Source organism: Oceanobacillus timonensis (assembly GCF_900166635.1).
GTDB lineage: Bacteria > Bacillota > Bacilli > Bacillales > Amphibacillaceae > Oceanobacillus > Oceanobacillus timonensis.
The window spans coordinates 3,917,581-3,934,780 of sequence record NZ_LT800497.1; the positions used below are offsets into that span (position 1 = coordinate 3,917,581).

Sequence of the window (17,200 nt, forward strand, 5' to 3'; positions counted from 1 at the left end):
GATATGAATGCGTTTTCTTTTTGTAAAAGACGTTAGTTTGCTATTTTAAAGTTTTATAATACAGAAAACATCCTCGCTTTCTAGTAATCAGTGATACATTCTTTTGTACAGGGAATATTGTATTTTTTTAAACCAATTACCTTTTAAATATTAATTAGTAGATAATCAAAACATACCCATAAAGTAATCATATCTATTGGTATATTATAGAGAAACATATTTAAATTGTATTTGTATAATTCAGCCATTTTTTTGCATTTTCAGGACACAGAAAGAATTAATGTTGATTTAGCAAGGGAATAATTGGTATCCAATGAATATATTTTGTCTACAAAAACTAGTCAGTTACTATTTTTTCTATACACGAACGCAAGATAGGACAGCATTTTTCAAGATTAAATTACATTTGAAGCATAAGTTTAATTACATAAAAAACTCTTTCCCAGCTTTTAGTTTAGGAAAGGGTTTTTGATTACATATATATTTTATTTTCAAGAAAACTGTAATCTCTTTTTCTGTTACAAGAGATTTCACTGAAATGAAACGTTATTGAGCAGAGAAAGGATTTATCGATGAAACGAAGGTAAATTTTGCTTCCTTCAGTATGTTTATATTCTTTGTAAAAAGCCTTTGTATTTATCTTAGTCAGTTCTCCTTAAATTCAGACTCCATTGTATCCTGATATATTTTTCTATATTTAGCTGGAGGAGTTCGTATAATCTGCGTAAATACTTTTGTAAAATAATGAAGGCTGGAAAATCCGCATTCTGTTGCAATATCTTTAATTGACATTTTGGTACCTCGTAAATATTCCGTAGCTAAACTAAGCCGTTCTTCTTGTAAAATTTCAGTAAATGTCTTTCCAGTCTCCTCTCTAATCAAACGGGACAAATGGCGCTTAGAAACATAGAAATCATCTGCAACTTCTGATATTTTGAGATTTTTTTGCAGGTTGTCCTTAATATAGAGATTAACTCGATAGACAATTACCTTTCGTTCATCAAAATCATCATCTTCTTTTAAACTGTTTTCCTGTTTAGGTAATGGGTAAAAGGAGTCAAATATAGCAGGTAGTAAATTAGAAGCAAGCTGTTTAAGCATATCTTCTTTCCATCTATGTTCCACGTCTATCGCAGACTGATAGAGTGCTTTCCACAAATAGGCATGTATCGCTTCTTCTTGAGAATAAATAACAGGCTGCGCTTCTTGCTGCAATTCTTGTATATAATGTCTCCATTCATTAGCTGGTTCACTTTCTTTTAATTCAAACGCAAAATATAAATAGTACATTCCTTTTTCGCTGGAAATTTTATGTTCATAATTAGGCCGCGTTAAAATAAGGGAATGTGGAGCCAGCGGATAACTAACTTTTCTTTCTTGGTATTCTCCATTTCCTCCAAATACATAAGATACCTCGAAAAAACTATGTACATGCTCTTTTGTGCCAAAATGACGTTGCCATCCACCCCAGTAGTAAACTCGAAATTCTGCTCCATAGATCGAAATGGAAGTAACATATTTATTTAAATCTTTTTTTCCTTCAAATAGATTTTTCATCCTTTTATACAACCTTTCCCATTCAGTTAAAAAGCTCTGGAGCATCATTATAAAAGATAAGGAGTTTTTTTACAGCATCCGGAATCAAGTGTTGTCAAACATATAGTTAGAGGTGTTCCAATTCATATTGATAGCAAGCTTTTTGAGTCCTTTGTGTAAGAACAAACAGAGGCTGTCACCTAAATAATAAGTAACAGCCATTTATTATCCATCCAGCAGCTCACAAAGCAAAAATATCACTGATTGCTTTATACTCTTCATCTGAAATAGCAACATCTAATGTTTGCAGGTTATTTTGTACTTGCAGGCCATTCTTTGCCCCAGGAATAACAACATCGATTGCATCATTAGCCAAATACCAAGCTAATACTAAATGAGGAATTTCTACCTGTTTAGCTGTGGCAATCTTTCGCAGCTTCTCTACCCTAGCAAGATTCTTCCGGAAGGACTCTCCCTGAAAATGGTCAAAACCATTGCGTAAATCCCCTTCTGGAAACGTCGTATTTTTATCGTATTTGCCAGCGAGCAACCCAGAAGCAAGCGGAAAGAATGGAATAAAGGAGATGTCATTTTCTTTCGTATAATCAAAAAAATTTTGCTCCGCATCTCTTTGAATCAAATTATATAAATCTTGGACGACATCCACATATCCGTCTTTGTTTGCCTCTTTTAACTGATCCAATGAAAAATTGGAAACACCGATAGAACGAATTTTTCCTGCATCCTTCAATTCTTTCAATGCACCAACCGCCTCATCCTTAGGCGTATTTTCATCCGGGTTATGGATATAAAATAAATCAATATAATCGGTTTGCATACGCTTTAATGCATCATCTACAGCTTGCTTTAAAAATGCCGGAGAATTATCAAACTGCACCTGTCCATCTACAAACTTATGAGCAGCCTTTGTGGCAATGACTACTTCTTGACGCTTGCCCATGTCTTTCACGACTTTTCCTACTAACTCTTCCGAATACCCCGGTCCATAGATAAAAGCAGTATCTAAAAAATCTACGCCGTGATTAATGGCATCCCGAACCATATCCATTCCTTGTTCATCCTTGAGATTCGGGTATAGGTTATGACCTCCAACTGCATTGGTTCCTAATCCTATTGGGTTAACAACTAAATCTGTTTTTGCAATCTGCACTTTTTGTACCATGTGTCCTCCTCCTCTAATCTATGAATGAATACTAGTTGCGATAGATTCCAGTGTCGTTTCTTTTGCTTTTCGAATCACTTCCTCCGCAGGCATTTGATAATACTCTGGACGGAACAATTCAACAGAGACAATATCTTCTTTATAACCAATCTCTTTTACTGTCTGCAACAGCTTCTCCAAATCAATAACACCTTCCCCCGGCCAGACACGATGCTCGTCTCGAAGTACTCCGACAGGGTAATCCTCGGTATCATCGATATGTAAAATAAAGATTTTCTCTCCATCTGCCTTCTTCAAAAATTCAAAATCTGAATTCATTGCATGAAAGTGAAAACAGTCAAAAACTAACCCGACACTTTTTCTATCTACCGTATCAATAATATCATAAGCCTGTTCAAAGGTATTAATTGTACATTCCGGATGCCCAACAAATTCCAATGCCACCTTCACATCTTGTGCTTCTGCTATATCCGCGAATTGGTTCAACATGTTGACTGCACTCGCTTTAATATCTTCCTTAAGAAGCGCCTGTTCAGTTACTAATGGCACCACGACCACATAAGCAGCTCCCAGCTTACTTGCATGATTCACCATCGTTTTAAATTCTTCGATGACTTGTTCTTCATCCTCACGGTTATTGAAATATACCAGCGCATTTAAAGCGATTGGTTTAATATGATGGTTTTGGAAATAATCTTGTAATTCTTCCATTGAATGGTCTCGCAAGTATTCCGGCAATTTATCCATCGTGCGAATCTCGATATAGTCATAGCTATGCTTCTCACAGTATTCGAGATCTTTTGCAAGGTTTGAATTCTCTAATGTTGTTGCTTGGTTGTAGCAAAGTTTCATTTTTTAGTCCTCCTTATGGACAATAAGCAAAATATCACTTTTTTGCTTTATGCCCAGTAATACATTTTAGTTAAAGCGCTTGCATTATTATTGAAGAGATATTTTACATAAAAAATAACAGTAAGTTATTATTATCTTATTGTTAATTTTTTATTATTTTTTAGTTTAAATCAAAAAACAGGATAAATATTTATAATTTGATGCCTCTTTTTTGTATTATAGTGCCAATATGATTATAAACATTACAAATTGAAAATTTATACGTGATTCATGCATTGATAAAATAAGTACCATAGAAAAGATTTGCCAGGTTCATGAAGCAACCTTATTAGAAAGTAAAAAATTCATTAATCAAATGATAGTCAGCTTGAAAATGATAATCCCCCTTTCATACAGTATTTTCGCATCACTTGAAGAGGATGTTATGAATATGTCAACGAAGACCATAGGTAATCTTTCAGAATGGACTGTATAACTACAAATAATTCTATATGATAGAAACTATAAAAAGTGACTTCCACAAAACTGGAAGTCACTTTTTATATTCACTGATTTCACCTCAGTTTCTTCATTTATATATTCAATAGAAAATCCTATCACTTTAGCATTCAACACTTATAACTATAGCTGTTAACCAGCCAATCTCCGCTCCTTTTCTTCCTCTTTCTCTTTTTTCCGTACTTCTCTAAACTTATTTGTTTCTGATACAATCACGCCTGATAATAAACAAAGCGCAATCAAGTTAGGGGCTGCCATTAATCCGTTGAAAATGTCTGCGATATCCCATACTAATTGTACGGATTGCACAGCACCAAACAATACAATAAGACAGAAGATGATTTTATAATAGATCGTATTTCGATCCCCAAAAATATAACCGAAACATTTCTCTCCATAATAGGACCAGCCTAGAATCGTTGAATAAGCAAAGAAAATAAGACCGAATACAACAATATAGTTCCCTACTCCCGGCAAGAAAAAGTCAAATGCTTCTCCAGTAATCACCGGTGCTGCATCTCCTCCAAATTGTAAATGAAGTCCGCTCATCACGATAACAAGCCCCGTAATGGTACAAACAACAATCGTATCAAGGAATGTTCCCGTCATAGATACCAACGCTTGTCTTCCAGGGTAATCCGTCTTCGCTGCCGCCGCTGCAATTGGAGCCGATCCGAGACCAGCTTCATTGGAGAAAACCCCGCGGGCAATCCCGTATCGAATCGCTAGACCGATAGCACCGCCGCCGACAGCTTCCGGATTAAATGCTGCTTCAAAAATTACAGCGAACGCAGCAGGAACTTCCGTAATATTTAAAACAACAATGATAAGTCCGCCAATTAAATAGAATAAAGCCAAAAATGGTACAAATATAGCCGTAACCCTTCCAATTCCTTTAATCCCGCCAAGCAAAACCAAAGCCGTAAGTAACATTAATACGATACCTGTGACCCATGGGTTAACATTAAAAGTAGCTTGCAAAGAACCAGCAACCGTATTGGATTGTGTCATATTCCCTATTCCAAAGGATGCCAGAAAACCAAACATTGCAAATAGAATAGCCAGCCATTTCCAACCTAAACCTTTTTCAATATAGTACATCGGCCCGCCGGATATTTCCCCTTTATGATTCACGGTACGATATTTCACAGCTAAAATAGCTTCCCCATATTTCGTAGCCATACCAAAAAATGCAGCCAGCCACATCCAAAATAAGGCACCGACACCACCGAGCAATATAGCAGATGCAATCCCTGTCATATTCCCTATTCCGAGTGTTGCTGCCATAGCAATCATCAACGATTGGAAATGGGATATATCCCCTTTTTGGCTTTTATCTCCTTTTTTAAAAGTTAACCTAAGTGCATAAGGTAAATCTCTCACCTGGATAAAACCAAGCCGAAAAGTTAAAAATATGCCTGTCCCTACAATTAATACAAGTGTGACCGGTCCCCATACTGCACTATTAACTGCATCAACAATTCCCTGTACCCTTTCCATTTCCTCATCTCCCCCCTTGTTTTAAAATCTGTTTTTTCGCAATAATGTAACTAAAAGTAATTGTATTTATTTTACATGAAGATAAATAAAAAAGCTATGAGAAATTGAAGAAATAGAAAGTCATCTGACCCTAAACAGCAACTGCATGCAAAAACGCATGAAATGAAGCCAGTTCGCTCTTTCATGCGTTTTTTTATTAAGTAATATGAGACAATGCATCCGAATTAGGATATGTTTCAAAAACTGTAAGTAATCCTCATTTGAAAAAGTCATATCAAAACAGGAGAGAACAGAAGCACTGTCTATAATAAACTATAGTGTTCTTTTTCTCAGTCTTTAGCCCCTTCCACCGGTATATAAGATTTTTTGTTTCTTAAGATGATGTTCTAACATGGATGACAAGAGGGGCACGACATGCTATGGTTAGAATAAATTTTGGTTCGTTAACTCCTTATTAGGACTATCATCCATTCTATATCTTCTCATTTAAGGCGATAATAACACTTTCAACCCTCCTCTTGACTCGGCTTTTTCAAAACCCTTTTCCCAGTTTTCCAGAGAATAAATGTCAGAAACTAGAGACTTTAAATCAATTTGCCCCTTTTCCATTAACTGAAGCGCTATTCTCCATGAAGAAGGCTCCGAAGCATAACCATTTGAAAAGGTTATTTCTTTTTTTAAAGCGCCATCAAAATCGAATTCAATATTCTTCCCAAATAAACCTACTTGTGTATAATGGCCTTGTTTTTTCACTATTGATAAACAGGTCATTGCTGAAGGAGCAGCTCCAGAACACTCAAAAACAATATCAGCACTGTCCCCTAACTCTTTTAGCCTTTGGCTTCCTTCTTTTGTATCTACTATGATGGTTTCTTCAGCGCCAAGTTTTTCAGCTAACTGTAAGCGTTCTAAATCTTCAGAAGTACCAAGCATCTTTACTTGCGCTCCATGTGCTTGAACTACCTGCATCGTTAATAAACCAATCGTTCCAGGGCCAGAAACTATAATTTGTTGACCTGCCTTTACATCCGTCCTCTCAACCACACATCGTACTACACACGCCAAGGGTTCACTAAGAGCAGCTTCTTTATAAGAAATATTTGAAGGAATATGATATAAAAGTGATGCAGGCAAAACTAAATACGGAGAAAAAGCACCGTCAATTCCAGAACCAATAGATTTTCGCTGGGCGCATAACATAAACATCCCCTGTTCGCAGTATTCACAGTTCTCACATGTCACTGCAGCAGTTAAAGATACTACTCGATCCCCTAGTTGAAATTCACGAACATTTTTACCCTTTTCAACAATTTCACCAGAGAATTCATGACCTAAGACAACAGGATATTCTGCAGGATATTCATCTTTTTTTATATGGAGATCTGTTCCGCATATACCAGTATAATGAATTTTCACTAATACATCGTTTTCCGAAAGATTTCTTAAAGAAAATTCCATCAATTCGAGGGAATCTTCCCCTTTCCCCTTTTTCACTAAACCAATCATTTCTTCATCTCCTTTTTTATAAAATAACTTTTTACAGACAAAAGAATTCTAATAATGTAAAATATAATTAAAACATAAACACATTAAAGAAATCGTTTTCTCTATCCTAAGATAAAGATATTTAAAAAGCAAGCTTTTTTTAAGTCCATAATTTAACAAGATACAGGTGATTAAAATGAGAATAAGTATTAAAGATGTCGCTAAAGCAGCAGGTGTAGCTCAAAGTACTGTTTCAAAAGTTATTAATAACACCGGAAGTATTAGTAAAGAAACAATTGACCGTGTTAACTATCACATTCAAGAATTAGGATATGAACCGAGTGGCATCGCCTCTGCATTGAGAAATAATAAAACAAAAGCAATTGGATTGCTTATCCCTGACCTTGCTAATCCCTTTTTTTCAGATTTGGCAAGACTGCTGGAAGACGAAGCAAATCATCTCGGATATCGTCTTAGTATAAGCAGCACAGATTATATAAAAGAAAAAGAACTGAGTTATCTCAAAATGTTTTTAAAAAATAACGTTGATGGCATTATCATCGCTTCAGGAATGGAAGAAATTGATGACATTAAAAAAGTTGTAGCCGGTAAGCCAATTGTTGGTATTACACGAGAATTTCCATCCCAAAATATCAGCAGCATATCGGTTAATAACTATTATGGCGGTTATAAAGCAGCAAACTATTTGATTGACCATCATCATAAAAATTTGGCTATTATAGCTAAACCCGTCTGGGGAAATAAAGAGAGAGTACGAGGATGTCAGCAAGCAGTTATTGACGCTGGTCTACCGGAAATGAACAGCAGGAATACTTTATTTGTAGAAACAACCTCCACATTTAAAGAGCAACATTGGCATATAAAACAGTTACTGCAGGAAACCCCTTCTCCAACAGCGATTATTGCTTGTAATAATTTATTCGCAGCAAAAACAATTCAATTGGCGAAACAAGAACGGTTAAGTGTTCCAAAAGATATATCCATTATAGGCTTTGATGATACAGTACTAGCTCAGTTAATGGACCCGCCACTTACAACTATTCGCCAGCCACTCCAGACTATGGCAAAAGAAACGATAAAACTCTTAGATCAAAAAATTCATTCTAAAACTTCTGAACTGCAATTACGTTTAGAATTGGAATTAATCGAACGTGACAGCGTAGCTCCCATCTATTGAACGAATAAACAACTTTATGTTTATTCGTTTTTTTACTTGTCAAATATCAAAAATTCATTTACCATTAAGGAAATCGATTTCCTGAAAACGATTACTATATTTTAAAATAAGAAAAGGAGTTTTTTTATGAAAGCTGTATCTATTGTAGATAAACAAAAGGTCAAGTTTCAAAATCTTCCTCAGCCAGAATTAATGGGAAGTAATGAAGTAAAAGTACAAACGAGATTAGTCGGTATCTGCGGGTCTGATATGCATATATATCATGCTTCTAATGGTTTAGCTGACCTTCCCAGAATTATTGGACATGAGGTGTGTGGTGAAGTCACTGAAGTAGGCGATAACGTTCGTACAGTAGCTGTTGGCGACCATGTAGTTGTCGACCCTATTTCATATTGTGAGAAATGCTACGCCTGTCGAAAAGGAAGACCCAACATTTGCGAACATCTATCGGTTTTTGGTGTCCATGAAGATGGAGGTCTAAGAGAATCATTTATATTGCCAGAAAAAAATATATGGAAAATGAATAAAGATATCCCGTGGACAGATATCGTTCTTGCTGAACCATATACAATAGGGGCTCAAGCTGTTTCGAGAGGAAAAGTTCAACCCGGAGACCGTGTATTTATACAAGGAGCAGGGCCGATTGGTCTTTGTATTATGCGCATGGCTAAAATACGCGGTGCTCAAGTGATTATCTCAGATATGTTGCCAGAAAGATTAGAATTCGCTAAGCAGCAAGGAGCTGACCATGTTATTTCAGCTAAAAACCAAAATGCTTTAGAGGAGATTGATTTTTGGACAGAAGGAGAAGGTGCTAATGTGGTCATTGATTCTGTTTGCTTAAAGTCAACATTTGAATTAGGAATTGAAGCAGCTTCTATTGGAGGCAGAGTGGTAACACTCAGTTTTGATAGTTTACCAGCAGCTATTCCTCAAGCACCGATTACTAGAAAAGAATTAGATATCGTAGGATCTCGACTGCAGACGCACCAATTTGGAGACGTGGTTCGAATGATTAATAATGGACAACTTCGTAGCGATGGGTTGGTTTCTCATACTTTTTCATTTCAAGATTCAGCTGAAGCATTTCAGTTCGTAGAATCATCACCAAGCGCTGTTCGCAAAGCTGTTATTGAGGTCACTAAATAATAAAACTATCTTCATAAAATAGGAGGAAACACATATGCCTTTAGTTATTACCGCTATTGGAATTTTATTGCTTTTATTTTTAATCATGAAAGTTCGTCTACACACGGTCCTTTCCCTTGTTGTTGTTTCATTCTTGTTAGCCCTAGCATTGGGGATGCCGCTTTCTGATATTGTCGCTTCCATTGAAGAAGGATTTGGAAGTACATTAGGAAGTACAGGATTAATTTTTGGCTTTGGTGCTATTCTTGGAAAGCTTATTGCTGATGCCGGCGGGGCTCAACGTATTGCGATGACATTGATTTCTAAATTTGGAGAACGGCGTGTACAATGGGCTGTTGTCTTAACGGCATTTATTTTAGGAATCGCGTTATTTTTTGAAGTAGGGCTTGTTCTCTTGATTCCTATTGTTTATCAAATGTCTAAACAAGTGAATATACCTTTTTTATATTTGGGACTTCCAATGGCCACTGCGTTGTCGGTTACACATGCTTTTCTTCCGCCCCATCCAGGGCCAACTGTAATTTCTGAGCAATATGGAGCAAATATAGGGTTAGTCCTTATATATGGTTTTATTATTGCAATTCCAACAATTATTATTGCTGGACCACTCTACACCGTTTTAGCGCGTCGTATTGCTCCTACTGCTTTTGAGAATAAAAAAGGAGGAACAATTACTTCGCTTGCAGACGTAAAGCAGTATAAATTAGAAGATACACCTGGATTTGGCATCAGTGCTTTTACTGCTTTATTTCCTGTTATTTTGATGGGCGCTTCTACCATTGTTACATTAATTCAACAATCTTCAGGAGTAACATCAAATGTTTTTTTTGAATTTATTGATCTTATTGGCTCACCAACAACTGTTATGACATTATCGGTTTTACTTGCTATTTATACTATGGGTATCGGAAGAAAAATTCCTATTTCCAAGTTGATGGAATCTGCTGAAACATCAGTTAAATCTATTGGTATGCTTGTTTTTATTTTAGGTGTTAGCGGTTCCTTGAAAGAGGTTCTAATAGATGGAGGAGTTGGTGACTATGTAGCAGAGATTTTTGAAGGTAGTACGATTTCTCCAATCTTGCTTGCGTGGCTCATCGCAGCTTTGATACGACTTGCGCAAGGTTCTGCAACAGTTGCAGCTTTAACCACTGCTGGACTAGTGCTTCCTTTGATACAAAATGTAGATGTTAATTTACCGCTATTAGTCCTGGCTACTGGAGCTGGAAGTATTATTGCTTCCCATGTGAATGATACAGGATTCTGGATTGTTAAAGAATCATTTGGGCTTACTATGAAAGAAACTTTTGCTACTTGGACCATATTAGAGACGATTATATCTGTTTCCGGATTAGTGTTTGTTCTTATTCTTAATATGATTGTTTAAATGATCCGTATTTTGTAAGCGTTATTAAAGAGAGGAAATAGAATAGGTTGCATAAGAGACTTATTTGTATTGTCAGTAAATTTAATCAATTTTTCCTTTTGAATATTTTATTAATACCAGTTTATCAAAGAAAAGTTGCGAACTATTTTATGTACCATAAATATAGTGAGAAATACAATAGAGAGCTGACACGTTGTATTTATCTTGTTGGATAGCTCTCTCTATTTTAGAAAACAGGTAATCAATAGATTGGGAAATACTTCGTATTCTTAAAGGAGAATCAGAAGCTCTCGGTGAAAGAACATTTATCGAGAGCTTCTAGTTTACTTTAAATATATTTCTAAACTATTATTTTTGATAAGTCAATTTATTGAAGTTCCGGCCAATAATCTTTATTCGCAATCAACATATCATCAAGGACTTGTTTAGCTGCCCGCGCAGACGGTACAGTTTGATTTAAGGTAAATGCTTGTAAGGCTTTGTCATAGGAATTCTCAAAAAATGCATCTACAAGCAGTTTTTCTGCTGCAACCTGTGCTTCCATCATTCCTTTATGAAAATCATTGATAGGATGTAAAGCAAGCTGTTCTACCCCGGTTGCACCGATGTATGCAGGGACTTCTACAACCGCATCGTCTCTTAAATTCGGAATCGATCCCTTATTAGGCGTAATAACCATAAAACGTTTTGGTTCATCATTTAAAATGGCCACAGCTATATCTACAATATAGTTACCATGTTCACCAAAGTTGAAATGCAGAATATCTTCTGTTTCTCCATTTCTGATTTGTTCTGCCATTCTACGCGTATTTGCTTCACGACCCTCCATCACCATATTGGCTCTAGTGAAGTTTTTATCTTCATTTTCAACCATAAGATCAGGGAACCAGTAATACTCTAAATAATTATTAGGCAGTGCCTCAGGGAAATAGTTCACCATGGCAGACATCAGTTGATATGTCTTTACCCAATATTGATCGCCTTCGTTAAATTCGGCAACGTCCATATTGACTTGACGCAGCTTGTCAATAATTTCAGGCATAACATCCCGTTTTATTGAGGTATCATAAATTTTGCTATACCAGCCGTAATGATTTAGACCATAGTAAGTTGGAATCCAGTTTTTTCTGTCGTACCCAAAGTTAGATGCAATGGTCTCTTCCAGAGATATGGTCATATCACACACATTTATCATATTGGCATCAGGATATTTTCTCCGTATTGCTTCGGAAATGATAGATTCCGGGTTGGTGTAGTTAAGGATCCAGGCGTCTGGAGCATGTTGCTGTACATAGCCTACGATCTCCAATATTCCGCCAATCGAGCGTAACCCGTATGCAAAACCGCCCAGTCCGCATGTTTCCTGGCCTACCAGGTCGTATTTTAACGGAATTTTCTCGTCTTGCTCCCGCATAGCAAGACCGCCAACACGGATTTGTGAGAAAACAAAGTCCACATTTGTGAATGCTTCTTCTGTATTTTCTGTTACAACCAGCTTCATATCTTGTCTGTCCTTATCAATCAATAACTGATTGATAATTAACTTCATATCTTCATTTCTTTTTGGATTGATATCATATAACCGCATTTCTGTAATAGGAAATTTACTGCTATTACTTAATAGCGCAGAGACGATACCTGGTGTGTAGGTACTCCCGCCACCGGCAATGGTTATGATTAATTTATCCCTCATTTTTATTCCTCCAGTACATGACTAAACTTTTTATTCCGTTTCTTTTCCGAGATAATTATCTACATCCTCTTTGAGATTCTGCACAGATAATCCGATGATTACTTGAATGGCATTTCCATTTTTAACGACACCTGATGCGCCGAGGCTTCTAAAATGTTCATCAGAAGCTATTTTCTCAGGATCAGTGACCTTCACTCTTAACCGGGTAGCACAATTTGTAACATGCTCAATATTTTCTTGCCCGCCGAGAAAGTCTACATATTCACCAGCCAGATTCTTTTCTGTGGATCCTGTTGTTTTCTTCTCTTTATAGTCTTCTTTTCCATAAAGTTTTACTTCTTCGTCTGTACGTCCTGGCGTTTTAATATTAAGCTTTAAAATCATAAAACGGAATACAAAGAAGTAGATAAAGAAAAAGACGATACCAATGATGATTTGGATTAAATAGGTCATCCAGTGATTGTTAAATAAAGGTATCCAGTTCATGGACATGAATTCCAGCAATCCGCCGCCGAAATTTCCGGTAACGCCAAATATATACATCGTTGTAGCCAGAAAAGCATCCAGAACAGCTTTTACAGCAAATAGCAATGGTGCAACAAAAATATACGTGAACTCAAGCGGCTCGGTAATTCCTGCCAAAACAGCGGTTATCGTTGCAGGTATTAATAACCCGGCGACCACTTTTCTTTTTCCTTTCTGTGCTGTTACGTAGATAGCTAAAGCAGCAGCTGGCAGACCGAATATATTGGAGTTGCCCTGCATCGCGAATCCGCCTTCCGGGAATAATTCTTTCAAGGAAGCAGTAGAACGAGCAAAATCCCCCATATTCGCTGCCCAGTTGGCGTAGGTTCCGCCATCAATAATGGCTGGGCCAAACTGAAATGGTCCGTAAATAAAATGGTGTAACCCTGTCGGTAGTAAAATCTTTTCTAAAAAGATATAGAGCCATACACCGAAGTTGCCCGCGTTAGCCAGAAATCCTTGTAGGGATGCAATCCCCATTTGGATATAAGGCCATAGCCAAGCAGTTAAGAAAGCAACAGGCAGCATGGCAAAGAAACCGATAATCACTACAAATGCTGATCCTTGAAAAATACCAAGATAGTCTGGAAGTTTCGTATCATAGTATTTATTGTGTAAATATACTGCAATAGCAGATATAATAATTGCTCCAAGAATACTGGTATCCAATGTTTTAATCCCTGCAATCTCGGCTAATCCGCTGACACCGCCGGCCTCTTGGCTGATATCAACATTGAAAAAGCCGGGAAAGCTTGTTAACATGGCGTTGATAAAATAATTAAAGGTAAGGAAAATGATAATTGTTTCCATCAACGCTCTGCCGTTTGCTTTAGCAGCCAGTGCTACGGGAATGCCCATTGCAAAAATGAGGGGCATTTGATTAAACACTGTCCAGGCACCTTCTTCAATGATGAACCAAATCTTAGACCATGCAGTGCCTTCTTCTGCCAGACTGCCCATAATAAGAGGGTCATTAAAAAGTGTGGAAAAGCCTATGACAATCCCTGAAAATGCGAAAAATAAAACGGGAACAAACATAGCGCTTCCAAACCGTTGGAATTTCTGCATCATCTGTATTTCCCCCTAACTTAAAATAGTAATAGATAAAAGTTGTTACTTTTTCTGCTCCAAATAATCTAAATACGACCGGAAAAGCGCCTCAACCATAACGAAAAAGGTAGAAAATGTTGTAATCTCTAAAGCGAGATGGCTTTTTTGCGGATGAGCAAACGCATACATTCTTAAATCAGTTAATTGAGCAAGCTTGTTATTCTTTAAATCTGTAATTGACATCAATGGAATCTTTTTAGCAGCAATCCGCTGTGCAAAAGGAAGCATGGAAGGCGTATTGCCTGAAAGTGAAATAATAATAATTAAATCGTTTTCAGTTAAATCGTCCATTAATACATGAAAATCCATTTCGTCATCAATCACATGGACATATTTATTGAGTACCCAAAAATATCTTTTCAGTTCATTTGCACACAATTTTTGTTCTGTTCCTGTTCCGTATACAAATAAACGCTCGGATGATTCAATGGCTTCGCATATTTCTTCAAAGTCCCAATGCTGCAGCTGCTCAATATTCATTTGTATATCAGTAATGAGACTTTTTTTATAAGACTTTTCTGAAGTCTCCTTTTGTTCCTGCCATTTTATTGCATATTTCATTTCACTAAAACCCGCGAATCCAATCTTCTTAATAAATCTGGATATCGTTGATTTTGATGAATGACATGCATCAGCCAGTTCCCTGATGGTCATCTTCTCTACAGCTTCACGATGTTTCAGAATATAGGAGGCTATCGACTTATCTGTGGCATTAAATGTTTCATAATATTGGTTAACTGCTTCTTCTATTAAATCCATTTTTATCACTCCTGTAAGTCTTCCTTTACAAGGAGTATAATTTAAAAATCTGTATAAAAGCAATCACCTCACTATCCATAAATTTTTTCCTGCCGGCGATGGAAGGGGTTTCAACTGATTTTAATTTTAAATGCTGTTTTCAAGAACAACAATAGATGGAAGCGATTATGGATGCTTTTACTGATACTGACACATGCGTTCATTTTCCGGGACATGTCCCAAGAAAAAATCGGCTTTTATCAAAACTTAATCACAGGTAATTCGATTTATAATATATATTGAAGTAATTTTACTCTTCTAATATATAGGGCAAAACAGAGTGCTCTGCTTTTGGGGCGGATGGGTAATAGAATCTTGAAGAGAAACTAACTTATTGACAGTACCTTTTGAATAGAAATGAATGTTATTAAATAATAACTATCTTCTTAACTATAGCCAATTCAATAATAAAACAACATAATTTTTTATTATTGAATAACAATTCTAATCAAAGTAGTAAATTTACAACTTTACTTATGGTTCTATATAGTGAAGTAAAAATCAAGAAGCAAAAAGGGGCTGTTGCACAATCAGGAAACTGAGCGTGCAACAGTTTTTTTTGTATACACAAAAAAGCAGACCACAAAGGGTCTGCTCTCGTGTATTATTAACTTATGACTAATAAACAAATAATACAATTCAATTATACGCAAACTTCCGCTAACTATCAATTATATTTACCGATGGACGTGGAAGAAATGATTCCTTTAGATGATTCGGTCCGGCTCCACTGCCTCTTATGTGAAAGGATGGATTATAGAGAACTATTACAGGCATACTCTCCAAAAGGGAGAAAACCGGCAGTCGATCCAGTCATTCTATTTAAAGTCATTACCTACGCAGCTTCCCAAAAAATCTATTCTTCCCGAGGGATAGAAAAAGCTTGCCGCCGGGATATCAATTTTCGCTGGCTTCTTCAGGGGTATGCAGCTCCTGACCATGCGACCATCAGTCGATTCAAGCAAAAATATCTGACCGATACCGTGATGGAACAGCTCTTCTTTCAACAAGTCGTATGGCTCTACGAACAAAAAGCCATTACCGGAGAAACACTCTATATCGATGGCACAAAAATCGAAGCATATGCCAATCGGTATTCTTTCGTATGGAAAAAGGCAATCACCAAACATGAAGCGAAGATGTACGCCAAATGGCAAGCCCTTCTGGAACAGATCAATACGACGTACTGTCAGCTCTTCACAAGCCCCTATGAGACGTTTTTAGAAGATTTGAAAAAAGTGCTTGTTTTCCTGGAGAAAATACAGGAAGAAGAGAACATCACGTTTGTATATGGCAAAGGGAAAAGAAAAAACGTCCTTCAACGTTACCATGAACAAGTAAAGGAAATGCTTCAGCGCAAAGAACAATATGATGCTTCCAACGAAATTATGGGAGAGAAACGAAACAGCTATTCCAAAACAGACCATGATGCCACGTTTATGCGGATGAAAGACGATCATATGCGGAATGGCCAACTCAAGCCAGCTTACAATGTCCAGGCTGCCGTGGATGCGGAATTTATCGTTGGGATCAATGCGTTTTCCGATCGAAACGACACGACAACATTGATTCCGATGCTTCAATATTTAAAGGAGCACCTTCCTTTTACGTATCGCCATATCGTCGCAGATTCTGGATATGAAAGCGAAGAAAATTATGTGTATTTAAAGAAGCAAGAACAGATGGCCTATATCAAGCCGCAAAATCATGAGCGCAAGAAAAAAGCTTCTTTCAAAAAGGATATCAAATATCGGGAAAACATGACTTATGACAAAGGCACAGATACCTATACCTGCGCCAATGACCAGCAATTACATGCCATTCGAAACTACACGCGAACCTCGCAGACAGGCTACCAATCTCAAGTAACGGTGTACGAAAGTGAAGACTGTACAGGGTGCCCGTTCAAAGAAAAATGTACGAAAGCCAAAGGGAATCGCCAACTGCATGTAGCCAAGGAATTTCTGGCTTACCGGGAAACCGCGCAAGAAAATATTCTAACAGAAACAGGCACACTGTACCGTATGAATCGTTCCATTCAAGTGGAAGGAACATTCGGCGTGTTGAAGGAAGATTATCAACTGAAAAAGTTTCGTACGCGAGGAACAGGGAATGTACGAAACGAGCTATTGATTCTGGCATTTGGTTATAATCTTAATAAAATACATACAAAAATCCAAGCTGATCGCCTGAATCTTTATTATCATCCATTAAAGACCGCTTAAAAAATTTTAAAAAAGGTGAAGCTTATTTAACTGCGTCAAAAAACGATTGATTTTCCCTTTA

Annotated in this window: 12 protein-coding genes; 4 read left to right on the forward strand and 8 right to left on the reverse strand. The window is 36.9% G+C overall.

The features are described 5' to 3' along the window. Window positions 1–645: 645 nt before the first annotated feature. From B7E05_RS19305 to B7E05_RS19325, 5 genes are all read right to left on the reverse strand, one after another. On the reverse strand, window positions 646–1,557 hold the full coding sequence (locus B7E05_RS19305) for an AraC family transcriptional regulator (protein ID WP_179134589.1): 912 nt from the start codon (window positions 1,555–1,557) through the stop codon (window positions 646–648). Between the two features lie 220 nt (window positions 1,558–1,777). Next, complete coding sequence (locus B7E05_RS19310; protein ID WP_080875735.1) at window positions 1,778–2,719, reverse strand: aldo/keto reductase; 942 nt, start codon at window positions 2,717–2,719, stop codon at window positions 1,778–1,780. Window positions 2,720–2,737: 18 nt separating this feature from the next. After that, the gene (locus B7E05_RS19315; RefSeq protein ID WP_080875736.1) at window positions 2,738–3,571 is read right to left on the reverse strand and encodes a sugar phosphate isomerase/epimerase family protein; all 834 of its coding nucleotides are present in this window, start codon (window positions 3,569–3,571) and stop codon (window positions 2,738–2,740) included. A gap of 630 nt (window positions 3,572–4,201) precedes the next feature. Beyond that, on the reverse strand, window positions 4,202–5,569 hold the full coding sequence (locus B7E05_RS19320) for an alanine/glycine:cation symporter family protein (protein WP_080875737.1): 1,368 nt from the start codon (window positions 5,567–5,569) through the stop codon (window positions 4,202–4,204). Between the two features lie 486 nt (window positions 5,570–6,055). Beyond that, complete coding sequence (locus B7E05_RS19325; RefSeq protein ID WP_080875738.1) at window positions 6,056–7,075, reverse strand: zinc-dependent alcohol dehydrogenase; 1,020 nt, start codon at window positions 7,073–7,075, stop codon at window positions 6,056–6,058. A 175-nt stretch (window positions 7,076–7,250) separates the two neighbouring features. Here B7E05_RS19325 and B7E05_RS19330 point away from each other — a divergent pair, with 175 nt between their 5' ends. The 3 genes from B7E05_RS19330 to B7E05_RS19340 all read left to right on the forward strand — a co-directional run bounded on the left by B7E05_RS19330 (window position 7,251) and on the right by B7E05_RS19340 (window position 10,788). Beyond that, window positions 7,251–8,252, forward strand: coding sequence for a LacI family DNA-binding transcriptional regulator (locus B7E05_RS19330; protein WP_080875739.1), 1,002 nt, complete (start codon window positions 7,251–7,253; stop codon window positions 8,250–8,252). A 126-nt stretch (window positions 8,253–8,378) separates the two neighbouring features. Then, window positions 8,379–9,401, forward strand: a complete 1,023-nt coding sequence (locus B7E05_RS19335) for a zinc-binding alcohol dehydrogenase family protein (protein ID WP_080875740.1) — start codon at window positions 8,379–8,381, stop codon at window positions 9,399–9,401. Between the two features lie 34 nt (window positions 9,402–9,435). Beyond that, a complete protein-coding gene (locus B7E05_RS19340; protein ID WP_080875741.1) occupies window positions 9,436–10,788 on the forward strand; it encodes a gluconate:H+ symporter in 1,353 nt (450 codons plus the stop codon). 367 nt (window positions 10,789–11,155) lie between these two features. On the opposite strand, the gene B7E05_RS19345 is transcribed toward B7E05_RS19340, so the two are convergent. The 3 genes from B7E05_RS19345 to B7E05_RS19355 are packed head-to-tail and all read right to left on the reverse strand — an operon-like array spanning window position 11,156 to window position 14,875. Continuing rightward, the gene (locus B7E05_RS19345; protein WP_080875742.1) at window positions 11,156–12,481 is read right to left on the reverse strand and encodes a family 4 glycosyl hydrolase; all 1,326 of its coding nucleotides are present in this window, start codon (window positions 12,479–12,481) and stop codon (window positions 11,156–11,158) included. A gap of 30 nt (window positions 12,482–12,511) precedes the next feature. Beyond that, window positions 12,512–14,077 carry an alpha-glucoside-specific PTS transporter subunit IIBC gene (locus tag B7E05_RS19350; RefSeq protein ID WP_080875743.1) on the reverse strand — a complete coding sequence of 522 codons (1,566 nt, stop codon included), beginning with the start codon at window positions 14,075–14,077 and terminating at the stop codon, window positions 12,512–12,514. A gap of 42 nt (window positions 14,078–14,119) precedes the next feature. Further along, window positions 14,120–14,875 (reverse strand): MurR/RpiR family transcriptional regulator, encoded by a 756-nt coding sequence (locus tag B7E05_RS19355; RefSeq protein ID WP_042531364.1) that lies wholly within the window; start codon window positions 14,873–14,875, stop codon window positions 14,120–14,122. Window positions 14,876–15,528: 653 nt separating this feature from the next. Between B7E05_RS19355 and B7E05_RS19360 the strand changes: the two genes are divergently transcribed. Then, window positions 15,529–17,139, forward strand: a complete 1,611-nt coding sequence (locus B7E05_RS19360) for an IS1182 family transposase (RefSeq protein WP_080875605.1) — start codon at window positions 15,529–15,531, stop codon at window positions 17,137–17,139. Window positions 17,140–17,200 lie beyond the last annotated feature (61 nt).